The organism is Helicobacter himalayensis (assembly GCF_001602095.1).
GTDB classification, from domain to species: Bacteria; Campylobacterota; Campylobacteria; order Campylobacterales; family Helicobacteraceae; genus Helicobacter_F; species Helicobacter_F himalayensis.
In genome coordinates, this window is sequence record NZ_CP014991.1 from 661,114 (window position 1) to 675,220 (window position 14,107).

26 protein-coding genes and 1 other RNA gene are annotated in these 14,107 nt (G+C 40.2%); 23 read left to right on the top strand and 4 right to left on the bottom strand.

What is annotated here, in order from left to right:
• Positions 1-3: 3 nt before the first annotated feature.
• The 23 genes from rplP (at position 4) to A3217_RS03320 (ending at position 11,826) form a co-directional block, all read left to right on the top strand.
• Entirely contained in the window at positions 4-429 is a 426-nt protein-coding gene (gene rplP / locus A3217_RS03210) for a 50S ribosomal protein L16 (protein ID WP_066387856.1), read from the top strand.
• Complete coding sequence (gene rpmC, locus A3217_RS03215) at positions 416-610, top strand: 50S ribosomal protein L29 (RefSeq protein ID WP_066389704.1); 195 nt, start codon at positions 416-418, stop codon at positions 608-610. The genes rplP and rpmC overlap by 14 nt, the downstream gene beginning before the upstream one ends.
• On the top strand, positions 607-873 hold the full coding sequence (rpsQ, locus tag A3217_RS03220; RefSeq protein ID WP_066387861.1) for a 30S ribosomal protein S17: 267 nt from the start codon (positions 607-609) through the stop codon (positions 871-873). The genes rpmC and rpsQ overlap by 4 nt, the downstream gene beginning before the upstream one ends.
• The gene (rplN, locus tag A3217_RS03225) at positions 870-1,238 is read left to right on the top strand and encodes a 50S ribosomal protein L14 (RefSeq protein WP_066387863.1); all 369 of its coding nucleotides are present in this window, start codon (positions 870-872) and stop codon (positions 1,236-1,238) included. Before rpsQ ends, rplN begins: the two co-directional genes overlap by 4 nt.
• Entirely contained in the window at positions 1,235-1,474 is a 240-nt protein-coding gene (gene rplX, locus A3217_RS03230; protein WP_115574890.1) for a 50S ribosomal protein L24, read from the top strand. Before rplN ends, rplX begins: the two co-directional genes overlap by 4 nt.
• Positions 1,474-2,019, top strand: a complete 546-nt coding sequence (rplE, locus tag A3217_RS03235) for a 50S ribosomal protein L5 (protein ID WP_066387866.1) — start codon at positions 1,474-1,476, stop codon at positions 2,017-2,019. Before rplX ends, rplE begins: the two co-directional genes overlap by 1 nt.
• 1 nt (position 2,020) lies before the next feature.
• Positions 2,021-2,206, top strand: a complete 186-nt coding sequence (locus tag A3217_RS03240; RefSeq protein WP_066387869.1) for a type Z 30S ribosomal protein S14 — start codon at positions 2,021-2,023, stop codon at positions 2,204-2,206.
• Positions 2,207-2,216: 10 nt separating this feature from the next.
• A complete protein-coding gene (gene rpsH, locus A3217_RS03245) occupies positions 2,217-2,612 on the top strand; it encodes a 30S ribosomal protein S8 (protein WP_066387871.1) in 396 nt (131 codons plus the stop codon).
• A 9-nt stretch (positions 2,613-2,621) separates the two neighbouring features.
• Positions 2,622-3,158 (top strand): 50S ribosomal protein L6, encoded by a 537-nt coding sequence (gene rplF, locus A3217_RS03250; protein ID WP_066387872.1) that lies wholly within the window; start codon positions 2,622-2,624, stop codon positions 3,156-3,158.
• Between the two features lie 10 nt (positions 3,159-3,168).
• Positions 3,169-3,540 (top strand): 50S ribosomal protein L18, encoded by a 372-nt coding sequence (gene rplR, locus A3217_RS03255; RefSeq protein WP_066387876.1) that lies wholly within the window; start codon positions 3,169-3,171, stop codon positions 3,538-3,540.
• A gap of 14 nt (positions 3,541-3,554) precedes the next feature.
• Positions 3,555-3,995: a 30S ribosomal protein S5 gene (gene rpsE, locus A3217_RS03260; protein ID WP_066387883.1), complete on the top strand. Its 441-nt coding sequence runs from the start codon at positions 3,555-3,557 to the stop codon at positions 3,993-3,995.
• Between the two features lie 21 nt (positions 3,996-4,016).
• Positions 4,017-4,421: a 50S ribosomal protein L15 gene (rplO, locus tag A3217_RS03265; RefSeq protein WP_066387884.1), complete on the top strand. Its 405-nt coding sequence runs from the start codon at positions 4,017-4,019 to the stop codon at positions 4,419-4,421.
• Positions 4,418-5,680 carry a preprotein translocase subunit SecY gene (gene secY, locus A3217_RS03270; protein WP_066387888.1) on the top strand — a complete coding sequence of 421 codons (1,263 nt, stop codon included), beginning with the start codon at positions 4,418-4,420 and terminating at the stop codon, positions 5,678-5,680. Before rplO ends, secY begins: the two co-directional genes overlap by 4 nt.
• Positions 5,681-5,687: 7 nt before the next feature.
• The gene (gene map / locus A3217_RS03275) at positions 5,688-6,446 is read left to right on the top strand and encodes a type I methionyl aminopeptidase (protein WP_066387890.1); all 759 of its coding nucleotides are present in this window, start codon (positions 5,688-5,690) and stop codon (positions 6,444-6,446) included.
• Positions 6,447-6,665: a translation initiation factor IF-1 gene (gene infA, locus A3217_RS03280; RefSeq protein WP_066387891.1), complete on the top strand. Its 219-nt coding sequence runs from the start codon at positions 6,447-6,449 to the stop codon at positions 6,663-6,665.
• Between the two features lie 182 nt (positions 6,666-6,847).
• On the top strand, positions 6,848-6,961 hold the full coding sequence (gene rpmJ, locus A3217_RS03285) for a 50S ribosomal protein L36 (RefSeq protein ID WP_023927895.1): 114 nt from the start codon (positions 6,848-6,850) through the stop codon (positions 6,959-6,961).
• 3 nt (positions 6,962-6,964) lie between these two features.
• Entirely contained in the window at positions 6,965-7,327 is a 363-nt protein-coding gene (gene rpsM, locus A3217_RS03290) for a 30S ribosomal protein S13 (protein WP_066387892.1), read from the top strand.
• A 10-nt stretch (positions 7,328-7,337) separates the two neighbouring features.
• Entirely contained in the window at positions 7,338-7,730 is a 393-nt protein-coding gene (gene rpsK / locus A3217_RS03295) for a 30S ribosomal protein S11 (protein WP_066387898.1), read from the top strand.
• 12 nt (positions 7,731-7,742) lie between these two features.
• On the top strand, positions 7,743-8,369 hold the full coding sequence (gene rpsD, locus A3217_RS03300; protein WP_066387900.1) for a 30S ribosomal protein S4: 627 nt from the start codon (positions 7,743-7,745) through the stop codon (positions 8,367-8,369).
• Positions 8,370-8,389: 20 nt separating this feature from the next.
• Positions 8,390-9,397: a DNA-directed RNA polymerase subunit alpha gene (locus A3217_RS03305; RefSeq protein WP_066387903.1), complete on the top strand. Its 1,008-nt coding sequence runs from the start codon at positions 8,390-8,392 to the stop codon at positions 9,395-9,397.
• 10 nt (positions 9,398-9,407) lie between these two features.
• Complete coding sequence (gene rplQ, locus A3217_RS03310) at positions 9,408-9,758, top strand: 50S ribosomal protein L17 (RefSeq protein WP_066387905.1); 351 nt, start codon at positions 9,408-9,410, stop codon at positions 9,756-9,758.
• Positions 9,759-9,945: 187 nt separating this feature from the next.
• Positions 9,946-10,449 (top strand): PAS domain-containing protein, encoded by a 504-nt coding sequence (locus A3217_RS03315; protein ID WP_066389705.1) that lies wholly within the window; start codon positions 9,946-9,948, stop codon positions 10,447-10,449.
• A complete protein-coding gene (locus A3217_RS03320) occupies positions 10,450-11,826 on the top strand; it encodes a methyl-accepting chemotaxis protein (protein ID WP_066387908.1) in 1,377 nt (458 codons plus the stop codon). It begins immediately after the preceding gene.
• A 32-nt stretch (positions 11,827-11,858) separates the two neighbouring features.
• Here the strand turns inward: A3217_RS03320 and A3217_RS03325 are convergent, their stop codons facing one another.
• From A3217_RS03325 to A3217_RS03340, 4 genes are all read right to left on the bottom strand, one after another.
• Positions 11,859-12,329 (bottom strand): DUF4149 domain-containing protein, encoded by a 471-nt coding sequence (locus tag A3217_RS03325; RefSeq protein ID WP_066387910.1) that lies wholly within the window; start codon positions 12,327-12,329, stop codon positions 11,859-11,861.
• Positions 12,330-12,405: 76 nt separating this feature from the next.
• The gene (locus tag A3217_RS03330) at positions 12,406-12,999 is read right to left on the bottom strand and encodes a LysE family translocator (RefSeq protein ID WP_066387913.1); all 594 of its coding nucleotides are present in this window, start codon (positions 12,997-12,999) and stop codon (positions 12,406-12,408) included.
• A 210-nt stretch (positions 13,000-13,209) separates the two neighbouring features.
• Positions 13,210-13,586: a transfer-messenger RNA gene (gene ssrA, locus A3217_RS03335) on the bottom strand.
• Between the two features lie 105 nt (positions 13,587-13,691).
• Positions 13,692-14,012 (bottom strand): hypothetical protein, encoded by a 321-nt coding sequence (locus A3217_RS03340; RefSeq protein ID WP_066387914.1) that lies wholly within the window; start codon positions 14,010-14,012, stop codon positions 13,692-13,694.
• Positions 14,013-14,107 lie beyond the last annotated feature (95 nt).

Here is a 14,107-nt window from a genome sequence, read left to right on the forward strand (position 1 = left end):
ATCATGTTGATGCCAAAAAAGACAAAATACAGAAAACAAATGAAAGGGCGCAATCGCGGGAAGTCTTTCCGCGGTGCGAGTTTGGCTTTTGGTGATATTGGGATTAAAGCCTTAGAACACGGACGCATAGATTCTCGACAAATAGAATCTGCGCGTATCGCGATGACTCGCCATATCAAAAGGGCAGGTAAAGTGTGGATTCGTGTATTCCCCGACAAGCCTTTGACGGCGAAGCCTTTGGAAGTGAGAATGGGTAAGGGTAAAGGTGGCGTTGAAAAATGGGTGATGAATATTAAGCCCGGTCGTGTAATTTATGAAATGATAGGGATTGAGGAGAATCTAGCGCGTGAGGCGTTGGCTTTGGCGCAGAGCAAACTCCCATTTAAAACAAAAATCATAATGAGCGAGAGTGAAAATGAAATTTACTGAGTTAAAAGATAAGGACATTGCCGAGTTGCAAAAGTTGCTCAAAGAGAAAAAGTCGTTGCTATTTGAAACTAGGCTTAAGCTTAAGACAATGCAACTAACGAATTCTAGCGAATTGCGTGTAGTGCGTAAAGACATCGCTAGAATTAATACTGCCTTAAATGCTAAAAAGGATACAAAATGAGTGAAAAACAAGCACATAAAAGAGTAATTCAAGGTCGTATCGTAAGCAAGGCTGGGGATAAGAGCGTTGTGATGTTGGTTGAGCGTAAGGTGGTGCATCCAAAATACCACAAGATTGTAAAGCGCTTTAAAAAATACACGATCCACGATGAGCAAAATACCACAAAAGTGGGAGATGTGATAAGTGCTATCGAGTGCAAGCCAATATCAAAACGCAAAGCTTTTACCCTGAAAGAAATTATTACTAAAGGAGTGGAGCTATGATACAGAGTTTTACAAGATTGAGCGTAGCTGATAATAGTGGTGCTAAAGAACTTATGTGTATTAAGGTACTTGGCGGTAGCCACAGACGCTATGCGCGCGTGGGCGATGTGATTGTAGCATCTGTCAAAAAGGCTATCCCAAATGGAAAAGTAAAAAAAGGTCAGGTTGTAAAGGCTGTCATCGTGCGCACGAAAAAAGAGATTCATAGAGAAAATGGCTCGCTTGTGCGCTTTGATGAAAATGCAGCTGTTATACTTGACGCGAAGAGAGAGCCGATAGGCACGAGGATTTTTGGTCCTGTAAGTAGAGAAGTGCGATACGCGAACTTTATGAAAATTGTATCGTTAGCTCCGGAGGTGTTATAGTGATAAAGTATAAAATCAAAAAAGGCGATATGGTTAAGGTTATTGCCGGTGATGATAAAGGCAAGAGTGGCAAGGTGTTGCAAGTGCTTCCTAAAAAAGGGCAAGTAGTTGTGGAAGGCTTAAAGCTTGCAAAAAAAGCAATCAAGCCAAGTGATAAAGATCCCAAAGGTGGCTTTATTACAAAAGAAATGCCGATGAGTATTTCTAATGTAGCAAAAGTAGAGGGAGATAAGTAATGTTTGCGCTAAGAAAAAAATACAAAGAGGAAATTTTTGAGAATCTCAAAAAAGATTTGGGTGTTAGTAACGCAATGCTTGTGCCAAAATTAGAAAAAATCGTTATTAGTGTGGGTGCTGGCGATTATGCAAAAGACGCAAAGGTTATGCAAAATATCGCTGATACTATTTCGCTTATTGCAGGGCAAAGAGCTATCATCACAAAGGCAAAAAAATCTGTCGCGGGATTCAAAATGCGCGAGGGAATGCCTATGGGTGTGAAAGTTACACTTCGTGGAAATATGATGTATAACTTTTTGGAAAAACTCATTGTTATTGCTTTGCCTAGGGTGAAAGACTTCCGCGGGATTAAGCGCAATGGCTTTGATGGGCGCGGTAATTATAGCTTTGGACTAAATGAACAGCTTATGTTCCCAGAAGTCGTATATGATGACATTATGGTAACTCATGGTATGAATATTACGATTGTAACTTCAACTAATAGCGACAAAGAGGCATTCAGATTGCTTGAGCTTTTTGGTATGCCTTTTGCAAAAGGAAGATAATATGGCAAAAAAATCAATGATAGCAAAGGCTAAAAGAAAAGCGAAATTTAGCGCAAGGGCATACACAAGATGTCAAGTGTGTGGCAGACCACATTCTGTATATAGAGATTTTGGACTTTGTCGCGTATGCCTTAGAAAAATGGGCAATGAAGGGCTAATCCCCGGACTTAGAAAAGCAAGCTGGTAAGGAGTAGGGTATGGTGAATGATATTATCGCAGATTCTCTAACTAGAATCCGCAATGCTTCAATGAGACGCTTAGATTCCACAACTTTGTATTATGCAAAAATCGTGGTTTCAATCTTAGAAGTCTTTAAGGCTAAAGGTTTTGTAAAAGATTATCAAGTGATTGATAAAGACGGCAAGCAGTCTATTAATGTGCAGCTTGAGTATGATGAGCAAGGAAAGAGTGTTATTAGCGAGATTAAGCGTATTAGCACACCCGGAAGGCGCGTGTATAAGGGGCATAACGAGCTAAAACGCTTTAAGAATGGCTACGGCACAATCGTAGTTAGCACAAGCAAAGGTGTGATTGCAAACGATGAGGCATACAAGGCTAATGTCGGTGGCGAAGCACTTTGCAGTATTTGGTAGGAGGATTGTATGTCAAGAGTTGGAAAAAGACCTATTGCTATTCCAAAAGGCGTAGAAGTAAGCTTGCAAGGAGGCAAACTCACTTTCAAAGGTGCAAAATCTCAACAAGAGCTAGAAACTTTTGGGCGTGTGGGTATTGAGATAAAAGACAATAGTATTTGCTTTGCAAAAAGCGATGATACACCACAATCTCGCGCATATTGGGGTACATATCGTGCGCTGGCAAACAACATTGTTGTCGGCTTAAGCGAAGGATTTGTAAAAAATCTCGAGATTAATGGCGTGGGTTACAAAGCAAATATAAATGGTAAGAATCTCGAGCTTTCGCTTGGATTTTCTCACCCTGTAGTGTATCCAATCCCTCAAGGCATTGAAATGAGCGTAGAAAAAAATATCATCACTATCAAGGGAAGCAATAAGCAACAAGTGGGGCAAATCGCTGCTGAAATTAGAAAATTTAGACCACCAGAGCCATACAAAGGCAAGGGTATCAAATACAGCGATGAAGTCATTATCCGCAAAGCCGGAAAAACTTCTAAAAAATAAGGTGTGAATGATGAGAGAAAACATACAAGAGAGAAAAAAACTTTTGCGCGCAAAGCGCAAGCTACGAACGCGTGGTAAAGTGTATGGAAGCAGAATCTATGGCAGCGCGGAAATGCCTAGAGTGAGTGTATTTCGCTCAAATCGCTATTTTTACGCACAAGCTATCAACGATACAGAATCTAATACTCTTGCCGCAAGTGATGGCAAGCAATTAGGCGTTGGAAACAACAAGGAAGATGTGAAAAAAATCGCCAAAGATTTTGCGCTCAAATTGCAAAAGCTCGGCATTTCTAAAGCAGTGTTTGACAGAAATGGCTATTTGTATCATGGTGTTGTTGCGACATTTGCAGAAACTTTACGAGAAAACGGCATTGTGCTGTAATTTAAAGGAAAGCTATGGAAATTAATAGAGAAGAATTTAGCGAAGTTGTTGTAAATATTGGTAGGGTTACAAAGGTTGTCAAAGGCGGGCGCCGTTTTAGGTTTAATGCCCTTGTGGTAGTTGGAAATAAAAATGGGCTTATTGGTTTTGGCTTGGGCAAGGCAAAAGAAGTGCCAGATGCGATTAAAAAAGCAATTGATGATGCATTTAAAAACATTATCAAAGTTAATGTAAAAGGCACGACAATCGCACATGATATTGAATGCAAATATAATGCAAGCAAAATCTTGTTAAAACCAGCAAGCGAGGGGACAGGAGTTATCGCTGGTGGTTCAGCAAGATCAGTTGTCGAGCTTGCAGGGATTAAGGATATTTTGACAAAATCTCTTGGCTCAAACAATCCTTATAATATCGTGCGCGCGACCGTTGATGCCCTTTCAAAGATTAAAGCGTAAAGTTGAATAGAGGAGTAAATTATGGCGTTAGAGAAAATTAAGCCAGCACAAGGTAGCGTAAAAGACATCAAAAGAGTAGGGCGCGGTCAAGGTAGTGGTATGGGTAAAACCTCTACTCGCGGTGGTAAGGGGCAAACAGCGCGCACAGGCTATAAAGCAAAAAGAGGATTTGAAGGCGGACAGCAGCCATTACAGCGCCGTTTGCCAAAAGTGGGTTTTACTTCTAAGGTTGCAAAGCCTTATGTTATCAATACAGATAAAGCTAAGGTATTAGATTCTCTACAAGAAATCACTATGGAATCTTTACGAGAACATTTCAGTATTCCTTTGTATATTGGCAAGGTGAAACTTATTGGCACAAAAGCAAAAAGCTTAACCTCTAGGATTAAAGATGAAGCAATCAAAACTAGTGGAAGCGCTCAATGAATAGAGCTATTGTAAGTAAGATTCTTATCACTCTTGCTTTTTTATTTGCATATAGAATCTTAGCTCATATCACCACGCCTGGTGTTGATGTTGAGGTTATTAAAAGCATCGTCAATCAATATTCCGATGGCGTGCTTGGCTTGTTTAATATGTTTAGTGGAAGCGCAGTTGAGCGTTTTAGTATTATTTCACTTGGCATTATGCCCTATATTACAGCTTCTATTATTATGGAATTACTCTCTGCGACTTTTCCCGGACTTGCAAAGATGAAAAAAGAGCGCGATGGTATGCAAAAATATATGCAAATTATCCGCTATGCAACTATTGTTATTACGATTATTCAAGCAGTCAGCGTGAGTATCGGACTTGGTAGCGTGCAAGATGGTGGAAAAGGCGCGGTGGTGATTGATTTGCCTACTTTTGTGTGTGTGGCGGTTGTTTCGATGCTTGCAGGCACAATGTTGCTTATGTGGATAGGTGAGCAAATCACGCAAAGAGGCGTAGGAAATGGCATCAGTCTTATTATTTTTGCGGGTATTGTTTCTGGGATTCCATCAGTGATTGGTAATGTATTTGATTTGGTAAGTACAGATCAAATTAGCATTCTTGTGTTCCTTGGACTTTTTGTGGTGGTAATTCTCACCGTGCTAGCTATTATTATTGTCGAGCTTAGCGAGCGCCGTGTGCAGATTTCTTATGCGCGTAAGGTGATTATGCAAAATCAAAATAAACGCATTATGAATTACATTCCGATTAAAATCAACCTTAGCGGGGTGATTCCACCCATTTTTGCTTCCGCGATTTTGGTGTTTCCTTCTACGCTTTTGCAAGCCTCTTCAAATGAAGTGGTGCGCGCGATTGCAGATGTGCTAAGCCCGCATGGATATGTGTTTAATGCACTTATGTTTTTACTTGTGATTTTCTTTGCATATTTTTACTCATCAATTGCTTTTAATGCAAAAGACATTGCGGATAATCTCAAGCGACAAGGTGGCTTTATCCCCGGAATGCGTCCGGGCGAAAATACCGCAAGTTTTCTTAATGGCGTAGCGAGCAATCTTACTTTTTGGGGTTCGCTATATCTTGCGCTTGTGACGACTTTGCCTTGGATTATCATCAAACTCACAGGCTTGCAACAATTTGCTTTTGGTGGGACAGCCGCGCTTATCGTGGTGCAAGTGGCGATTGATACAATGCGTAAAATTGAGGCGCAAGTTTATATGAATAAATACAAAACGCTTAGCGCGGTGGGATTATAGAGAGTCTATGGCGATTAGTATTAGAAACCCCAAAGAAATACAAGCTTTGCGCTTGCCAAATAAAATAGTCGCGCAGACTTTAGCTTTAGCACAAAAAAGCGCAAAAGAGGGTATGAGCCTTTTGGAGCTAGATTCTCTTATTGAAGATTCTATCCGTTCGCTTGGCGCGCGCCCTGCATTTAAGGGGTTGTATGGATTCCCAAATGCGGCGTGCATTTCAGTAAATGAGGTTATAATCCACGGAATCCCAACGGACTACAAGCTTAAAAGCGGGGATATTGTAGGCGTAGATATTGGCACAGAGTACAATGGCTGGTATGGCGATGGTGCGGTGACTTTTGGTATAGGGGCGATTGGTAAGCAAGATGAAAAGCTTATTGCTTGCTCTAAAAATGCGCTTGAAACAGCCATTAGCACCATAAAAAGCAATATGCATTTCAAAGAGCTTAGTAAGGTGCTTGAAGATTCGATTTTGCAAGCGGGATTTGTCCCTTTAAGAGGCTTTTGCGGACACGGCATAGGGCGCGCACCGCACGAGGAGCCAGAGATTCCTAATTATTTAGAATCTTCAAATCCCAAGCAGGGTTCTAAAATCCGCGATGGTATGGTGTTTTGCATTGAGCCTATGATTTGCCAAAAAAGTGGCGAACCTAAGATTCTCAATGATAAATGGTCAGTGGTTTCAGTAGATGGGCTTAATGGAAGTCATTATGAGCACACTATCGCAGTGATTAATGGGCGAGCAGAGATACTAACGGAGGTGTAAATGGCAAAAGATGATGTGATAGAAGTTGATGGGAAGGTGATTGAGACATTGCCGAATGCGACTTTTCGCGTGCAGCTTGAAAATGGGCATATTGTGCTTTGCAGGATTGCAGGGAAAATGCGTATGAATTATATTAAAATCTTGCTCGGCGATAAGGTAAGAATTGAGCTCACACCTTATAGCCTTGATAAAGGACGCATTATTTATCGCAACAAATAGTGTGCACATTGCGACAACAAAGCTAAATAAGCGAGAATGTAGCCGTAAGAATTTTCGTAAAAAGAATTTTTACTGCTGGATTCTTAAAATTTACGGAATCTAAGTAGCTTTTAATGATTGATTGCGTAGAATTCGCACTTTTATTTCAAGATTCTAGCAACAATCAAAGCAAAGGAGTAGGTATGAAAGTGAGACCTTCGGTCAAGAAAATGTGCGATAAATGTAAAATCATTAAACGCAAAGGCGTGGTGAGAGTGATTTGCTCAACCCCAAAACACAAACAAAGACAAGGATAGAAAATGGCGAGAATTGCTGGTGTAGATTTGCCAAAAAAGAAAAGAGTAGAGTATGCGCTCACCTATATTTATGGGATTGGGCTTAAGAGTTCAAGAGACATACTTAAATCTGTAAATATCTCTTTTGATAAGCGAGTTAATGATCTCAGCGAGGATGAAGTTTCTTCAATTGCAAAGAAGATCCAAGAAAGTTATATGGTCGAGGGAGACTTGCGCAAGAAAGTAACGATGGATATTAAGGCGTTGATGGATTTAGGAAGTTATCGTGGTTTGCGCCATAGGAAGGGCTTACCCGTCCGCGGTCAGACGACTAAGAATAACGCCCGCACGCGCAAGGGCAAGAAAAAAACGGTCGGAAGTAAGTAAGGAGTAACTTATGGCAAAACGCAATGTAACAAAAAAACGAGTTGTAAAAAAGAATATTGCTAGAGGCATCGTGTGTATTTCTGCTTCGTTCAACAACACAAATGTAACGGTAACTGATGAAGCTGGAAATGTAATCTGCTGGGCGACAGCGGGCGGATTAGGATTTAAAGGAAGTAAAAAATCCACTCCTTATGCAGCACAGCAAGCTGTTGAATCTGCTTTGATGAAAGCAAAAGAGCACGGTGTCAAGGAAGTTGGAATCAAGGTTCAGGGTCCAGGCAGTGGGCGTGAAACAGCGGTTAAAAGCGTTGGTGCGATTGAGGGAATCAAGGTTTTATGGTTAAAAGATACAACACCATTACCTCATAATGGTTGCAGACCACCAAAAAGAAGAAGAGTGTAAGGGAGGAAATCAATGGCAAGATATAGAGGACCTGTTGAAAAATTAGAAAGACGCTTTGGCGTATCCTTGGCATTAAAAGGTGAGCGCCGATTAGTTGGTAAAAGCGCACTTGATAAGCGCCCCTATGGACCCGGACAACACGGACAAAGACGCGGAAAAGTTTCAGAATATGGCTTGCAGCTTGCAGAAAAGCAAAAAGCAAAAGCAATGTATGGCACAAGCGAAAAGCAATTCCGCACGCTTTTTAAAGAGGCAAACAGACTAGAAGGCAACACAGGAGAAAACCTTATCCGCCTTATAGAATCTCGCCTTGATAATGTCGTTTATCGTATGGGATTTGCAAGCACAAGACGCTTTGCACGCCAGCTTGTGACACATGGGCATATTTTAGTCGATGGCAAGAGGGTGGATATTCCTTCGTATTCTGTGCGTGCAGGGCAAAAAATCGAAGTGCGTGAAAAAAGCAAAAAGAATCCGCAAATTTTACGCGCGCTTGAGCTTACAGCGCAAACCGGAATTGTGCCTTGGGTAGATATTGATAAGGACAAGATATTTGGAATTTTCACGAGATTTCCACAAAGAGAAGAGGTGGTTATTCCGATTGAAGAAAGGCTCATTGTTGAGTTGTATTCTAAATAATAATTAAAAGGTGGTAAGAGATGAAAGTAATTAAAACAGAGCCTTATATTCCCGAGAATATCGATGTGCTCGAGGTAGGTCCTAATCGTATTACAATTGCAGTTTCACCTTTTGAATCTGGATATGCAATCACTTTTGCGCATCCTTTGCGTCGCTTATTGCTTTCAAGCTCTGTGGGCTATGCGGCTGTTGCATTGAAAATTGATGGTGTGAGTCATGAGTTTGATTCTATTCGCGGTATCATTGAAGATGTGGCGCAGTTTATTACAAACCTTAAAAACATTCGCTTCAATATAAAAGACAAGGCAAATGATTCAAGCGTGGAGCTTAGCTATTCTTTCAAAGGTCCTATGGTGCTTAGTGGCAAGGATTTGACAAATGAGACAAGCGATATCGTGAATCCTGATATATATCTTGCAACGATTAATGAGAACTTTAGCCTTGATTTTTCACTTATTGTGAAAAAAGGTATCGGCTATGTGCCAAGCGAGACAATTAGAGGTGAAACAGCGGAAGGTTATATTCCACTAGATGCGTATTTCACACCTGTAAAAAAAGTGGTGTATGAGATTAGCAATGTGCTTTTGGAAGATAATCCAAACTTTGAAAAGCTCGTATTTGATATTGAAACTGATGGGCAAATTAAGCCAATTGACGCGTTTAGAGATGCGATTGCAGTAATGTATAAGCAAATGAGTGTTTTTGGCGTGGATTTGAATGAGGTTTCCGCGCCAAATCATAGCAATGATGATAGTGGCGAGCTTAAAGTGCTTTTCACACCGCTAGATTCTCTAAATTTGAGTGCGCGTTGCTTTAATTGTCTTGATAGAGCGGGACTAAAATTTATCGGTGAGTTGGTAGCGCCTGCTATGCAGGAAAATGATATTAAAAACATTAAGAATATGGGTAAAAAATCTTATGATGAGATTGCCGAAAAACTCCAAGAGTTAGGCTACCCTATTGGCAGTGAGCTAAGCGATGAAGTGAGCGCACTTTTTAATCGCAGACTGGCTAAACTTAAAGCATAAGGGAGAAAAAATGAGACATAATCACGGGTATAGGAAGTTAGGCAGGACTTCTTCACACAGAAAGGCATTGCTTAAGAATCTAAGTATTGCACTCATTACATATGAAAAAATCGAAACAAGTGTTTTTAAAGCCAAGGAGCTTCAAAGCTATATTGAAAAGCTTGTGAGTAGCGCGCGTGTGGAGGATTTAAACACACATCGCTTTGTATTTGCACATTTGCAAGACAAAGCAGCGACCAAAAAGCTTATTGCTGAGATCGCGCCAAAATATAAAGAGCGCAAAGGTGGCTATACGAGAATCCAGCGCACAAGATTACGCCGTGGCGATGCTTCTCAAATGGCAATTATTGAGTTTGTGTAAGATTTTATGCAAATGATAAAAGACATAGATATAAATAAAAGAATGAAGGAGAGGGTAATATTCACATATATTTCAAAGCATTAAAAACCTTTCTTAATGAGACCTAGATTCTTAAATGTTCGGCAGAAATTGATGTCCGTGCTTTAGGGGTCTTATGCATGACAATTTTACACTAAGGGATAGCAACATGCAGGACATTGATTCGATAGAGCTAGATGAGAATGCGCTTATTACTTCAAAAACCGACCTCAAAGGTTTCATTACTTACTGCAATCAAGACTTCTACAAATATAGTGGTTATTGCGAAGATGAACTTCTTTATAAACCTCACAATATAGTGCGTCATAAGGATATGCCTAAGGCAGCATTTAAACTTTTATGGGACTATATTCAGGCAGGTAAGGAATTTTTTGGCTTTGTGAAAAATCGCGCTAAAGATGGCAGGTGTTATTGGGTGTTTGCAAATGTGACACCCTCCATTGACGCGCAGGGCAATATTATAGGTTATTATTCTGTGCGCAGGAAGCCAAATCCCAAGGCACTTGGTATTATCGAGCCACTCTATCAGCAAATGCTCGCCATTGAGCACTCCCAATCCGTGCAAGCAGGTATGCTTTTCCTTGATAAAGTCTGTCAGGATTCCCAAAAAACCTATAACCAACTTGTTTTCGAACTACAAAGGAATAGTTAAATGCGAAATGTATTGTTTGATATTGTGCTTGTAGGCATTGGTGTAATCGGGGGTATTGTAAGTGCTGTTTTAGGCTTGTGGTGGGCGTGCGCGCTTTTTGGCGCGGTGGCTCTTATCATATTTGTGCGTTTTGTGCTAGCACGCAAAGATTTGTATTTGCTGGATTCTCTAAAAAATGTCAGTGTGCAATACGCGCAAGGAAAGTTTGAAGGCAGGATTCTGCATATCAAAGGCACAGGCGTGCTTGTAGATATTTGTAAGAATCTAAATAGCTTTATCGACCATCTCGAAGCCTTTTTGCGCGAGACGCAAACTGCTATTGAATGTTCGCAAAGGGGTGAGTATTTCCGCTACGCACTAAAGCGTGGGCTTGAGGGGACATTTGCACAAAATATTATAAATCTCAATCACGCCCTTGAAAAAATCGAGCAAAACGCCAAGCAAAGCGTTACAAACGCACTTTCAAAAAATCTTATGAATTTAAACCTTAACCATCAAACGCATAATCTTAGCGAGATTGCCGGCGAGCTTAATGAAGATATTTCATTTATGAAGAAAGTAAATCTAAATATCCACGAAATCCGCAATTCCTCTAAAGAAAGCAAGGAGACCGCAAGCATTCTTGTGGGCTCTATCCAGCGCCTTTCGGAATTGATAGAAAACAACAACGCTCTTGTTGAAGGCTTTGTGCAAAAGTCAAAGGATATTGATAATGTGGTGAGTATGATTAGCGACATTGCCACACAGACAAATTTACTCGCGCTCAATGCCGCGATTGAAGCAGCGCGTGCAGGCGAGCACGGCAGGGGTTTTGCGGTGGTGGCTGATGAAGTGAGAAAGCTAGCAGAAAAAACACAGCAAGCCACAAACCAAATTTCTGTTTCTATGCAAATTATGCAAGACGAGATACAAGCTATCCAAGATGGTAGCCAGCAGGTAAGCCAAATCGCCCAAGATTCAGAATCTAAGATTACAGCATTTAACGAAGTCTTTGGTCGCGTGGATACAAATAGCACTTCGCTTGAAAGTATTTTTTCACAGCTTGCTGAGGGGCTTGTGCTTTCTATTACAAAACTTGATCATATTTCTTTTAAATCTAAAATTTATGAGAGTCTAAACACACAGCGCGCGATACAGGCAGACACGCTTGCGCCAATTTCCTTGCTTGTAGATGATGCGAGTATGGCAAATATTTTTGACAAACGTATTTCACGCAATGAGGTTGCGCGCTTTAAAGAGGATTTGTTGCGCCCTTGCAGTGAGGCACTAGAAGATATTACACGACCAATTACACAGGAGAATTCAGAGCATATTGTTAATTGCGTGAAAACGCTTGAAAACACTTCCGCCACACTTCTAAAAGCGCTTAAAAGCTAGCTCGGAAGCAATGAAAAAATAAATTCTAAAAATTATCGTGCAATTTTTAGGCATTTGCTTATAAAAAGCACGATAAGGCTTACAAAGAGAATCTTAAAGCAAAGCTCGCTTTGGAAGTGGATTGACTGAAATTCTGGTGCGTTAAAGTTTCTCGCCCCAAGAATTGCTGGCGTGTAATAAAGCACAAAAAGTAAAATCATAATCACGCTAATGCCACCACTCAAACCTGTAAGGAGCGTTGAAGTGCGGAAAATACGCATACCGAGTAATTCAAAAACTATAATAGCCACAGCAATAATCAAGAAGACATAATTTATTTTCGCAAAAATACCTCCCATAAGCTTGCCGCTTTCAGCATTTGTCAAAGATGGCATATTCAAAATATCCCCAGCGTGGAACACCACAGACGCGCTAAATACACAGGTGATAATCGCACCTATGCCCACACCAACTAGCAAAAGATAGACAGATTCAAAGAATCTTAGAAACTTGAAATTTCCCATTGTTTTCTCCTTCAAATAAACGCAATCTTAGCTTTTAAATGCTTAAGGGAATATGTGAGCGTGTGCATTTGCGCTTTTAGAGAATCTCAAGAGTAAGTTTTGTGCTGCGATAAAGCAAGGAGAGCGCAAAGACAAAAAACAGCACGCTACATATTTTGTCTATCAGCGCGAAAGTTTTGTCATTAAGATATCTCTTGCAAAAGATAGAAGCAAAAATCACCACCAAAAATGCGCTAAGAAGGCTTATAAAAAGCACGATAAGACTTAGGCGCAAATTTGTATCCATAAATGGCGTTATGATAACGCCAAAAAAGAGTATAGCCTTTGGATTGCTTAAATTGATAAGTAAAGCTTTGAAAAAGCCTGCAGCTTGGTGGGAATCTGTTTGCGTGTCAGAAGGTGGCTTTTTATAAAGCATAAAGGCGATATAAAGCAGATACAGCCCCCCAGCAAAACCAATGAGAATTTGTGCGAGTGCGCCTTTAAACACATTTGCAAAGCCAAAATAAATAATGCCTAAAAATAGCATCCATCCAGTAGCGATACCACACAGCGCGCGGATTCCAGCTAGCCCACCAAAGCGCAAGGAATTATGCATAACAAGCAAAATATCAGGTCCGGGCGTAATCGCCCCGACAAACCCCACGGCAAAAAGCATAACAAAATCCATCTTTTTCCTTTTGTGTGTTTTGTTTTTTGGTATTTTAGCGTATTTTTAAAGGTTGGGATAAGCTAGCAGATTCTGCAAAATCAGTGGTGCAAGTCAAAATTGCAAGCCAAAGTATGGTAATAAAATTTAAAAACAAAGATTTTAGAAAACCTGCAAGAGCTTATTGATTTAAAAATGCGGAAGTATGTGTCTTAAGTAAATTAGCACAATTGGTGGAGTTGTGGGGAATCAAACCCCAGTCCAAAAATCAAATCCCCTAAGAATCTACATGTTTAGACAAGATTTTTTTAATCTTTTTATCTAGCAAGTAAATCTCCAAACTCCGCTCTAGATAAGCAACCCCATTTGTCTTTTTGTCTGTGCGAGGTGATACAGCCAAGCACCTAGCCGCGTTACGACTAATGATAAAACGCTAGGAATTCTATCTTAGTCGGCTCCTAAAGAGTAGTTAAACTTATGCTACCTTTGCATAAGCTGGAGCGTAATTTGTATTGTTTGCGTTTAATTTTAAAAAATGGCAGTTTTAGAGCGTGCCAGCTCACATGCACTTAGCTTTTTTGACTCCTGTCGAAATTCTTTTCAACCCCATAAGCCCTGAAATCCCTCTTTTGGTAATTTCTCAAGGAGGCGCGGATTGTAGCCAAAAAGGGAATCTAAGTCAAGCGCGCGTAAGAATCTAAATTGAGGCTTTATTATTTTTCATACATACCCTCTAGAGCCTTCCACACGACTTCTAGATTCTTACTTTTAAAGCCTCTTTGCACATAGTAAGCGTGCATTTTACGCAAGGTTTCTTTTTCAAAATACGAGCCAATGCGCAAACCTTCCGTCCCTTTCACTACGACATAAAAACCCAAATCGCGATTATTTGCGTATTGCTTTAAATGTCCGAGATTAGCATAAGTCACCAAATCATTTAAGCGTATGCATTCTTTTTCAAAAAACTCCAAAAGTTCAGGTGTGGATTCTGTAATCTTTTTAGCGTGTTTGTAATGTTTGAATTTTTCTTTCATCGTATTCTCCTTAAAAACGCAAAATCTTAAATATTCGCCCCCAAAATACTTATTCATTGTATAATAAGTTTTTCTACTTTTTGAAGCTTTTTTGG

What these genes read in the sequence shown, in the direction of transcription:
- rplP (WP_066387856.1), top strand. Translation starts at nt 4, where the DNA reads ATGTTGATGCCAAAAAAGACAAAATACAGAAAACAAATGAAAGGGCGC.
- rpmC (WP_066389704.1), top strand. Translation starts at nt 416, where the DNA reads ATGAAATTTACTGAGTTAAAAGATAAGGACATTGCCGAGTTGCAAAAG.
- rpsQ (WP_066387861.1), top strand. Translation starts at nt 607, where the DNA reads ATGAGTGAAAAACAAGCACATAAAAGAGTAATTCAAGGTCGTATCGTA.
- rplN (WP_066387863.1), top strand. Translation starts at nt 870, where the DNA reads ATGATACAGAGTTTTACAAGATTGAGCGTAGCTGATAATAGTGGTGCT.
- rplE (WP_066387866.1), top strand. Translation starts at nt 1,474, where the DNA reads ATGTTTGCGCTAAGAAAAAAATACAAAGAGGAAATTTTTGAGAATCTC.
- A3217_RS03240 (WP_066387869.1), top strand. Translation starts at nt 2,021, where the DNA reads ATGGCAAAAAAATCAATGATAGCAAAGGCTAAAAGAAAAGCGAAATTT.
- rpsH (WP_066387871.1), top strand. Translation starts at nt 2,217, where the DNA reads ATGGTGAATGATATTATCGCAGATTCTCTAACTAGAATCCGCAATGCT.
- rplF (WP_066387872.1), top strand. Translation starts at nt 2,622, where the DNA reads ATGTCAAGAGTTGGAAAAAGACCTATTGCTATTCCAAAAGGCGTAGAA.
- rplR (WP_066387876.1), top strand. Translation starts at nt 3,169, where the DNA reads ATGAGAGAAAACATACAAGAGAGAAAAAAACTTTTGCGCGCAAAGCGC.
- rpsE (WP_066387883.1), top strand. Translation starts at nt 3,555, where the DNA reads ATGGAAATTAATAGAGAAGAATTTAGCGAAGTTGTTGTAAATATTGGT.
- rplO (WP_066387884.1), top strand. Translation starts at nt 4,017, where the DNA reads ATGGCGTTAGAGAAAATTAAGCCAGCACAAGGTAGCGTAAAAGACATC.
- secY (WP_066387888.1), top strand. Translation starts at nt 4,418, where the DNA reads ATGAATAGAGCTATTGTAAGTAAGATTCTTATCACTCTTGCTTTTTTA.
- map (WP_066387890.1), top strand. Translation starts at nt 5,688, where the DNA reads ATGGCGATTAGTATTAGAAACCCCAAAGAAATACAAGCTTTGCGCTTG.
- infA (WP_066387891.1), top strand. Translation starts at nt 6,447, where the DNA reads ATGGCAAAAGATGATGTGATAGAAGTTGATGGGAAGGTGATTGAGACA.
- rpmJ (WP_023927895.1), top strand. Translation starts at nt 6,848, where the DNA reads ATGAAAGTGAGACCTTCGGTCAAGAAAATGTGCGATAAATGTAAAATC.
- rpsM (WP_066387892.1), top strand. Translation starts at nt 6,965, where the DNA reads ATGGCGAGAATTGCTGGTGTAGATTTGCCAAAAAAGAAAAGAGTAGAG.
- rpsK (WP_066387898.1), top strand. Translation starts at nt 7,338, where the DNA reads ATGGCAAAACGCAATGTAACAAAAAAACGAGTTGTAAAAAAGAATATT.
- rpsD (WP_066387900.1), top strand. Translation starts at nt 7,743, where the DNA reads ATGGCAAGATATAGAGGACCTGTTGAAAAATTAGAAAGACGCTTTGGC.
- A3217_RS03305 (WP_066387903.1), top strand. Translation starts at nt 8,390, where the DNA reads ATGAAAGTAATTAAAACAGAGCCTTATATTCCCGAGAATATCGATGTG.
- rplQ (WP_066387905.1), top strand. Translation starts at nt 9,408, where the DNA reads ATGAGACATAATCACGGGTATAGGAAGTTAGGCAGGACTTCTTCACAC.
- A3217_RS03315 (WP_066389705.1), top strand. Translation starts at nt 9,946, where the DNA reads ATGCAGGACATTGATTCGATAGAGCTAGATGAGAATGCGCTTATTACT.
- A3217_RS03320 (WP_066387908.1), top strand. Translation starts at nt 10,450, where the DNA reads ATGCGAAATGTATTGTTTGATATTGTGCTTGTAGGCATTGGTGTAATC.
- A3217_RS03325 (WP_066387910.1), bottom strand. Translation starts at nt 12,329, where the DNA reads ATGGGAAATTTCAAGTTTCTAAGATTCTTTGAATCTGTCTATCTTTTG.
- A3217_RS03330 (WP_066387913.1), bottom strand. Translation starts at nt 12,999, where the DNA reads ATGGATTTTGTTATGCTTTTTGCCGTGGGGTTTGTCGGGGCGATTACG.
- A3217_RS03340 (WP_066387914.1), bottom strand. Translation starts at nt 14,012, where the DNA reads ATGAAAGAAAAATTCAAACATTACAAACACGCTAAAAAGATTACAGAA.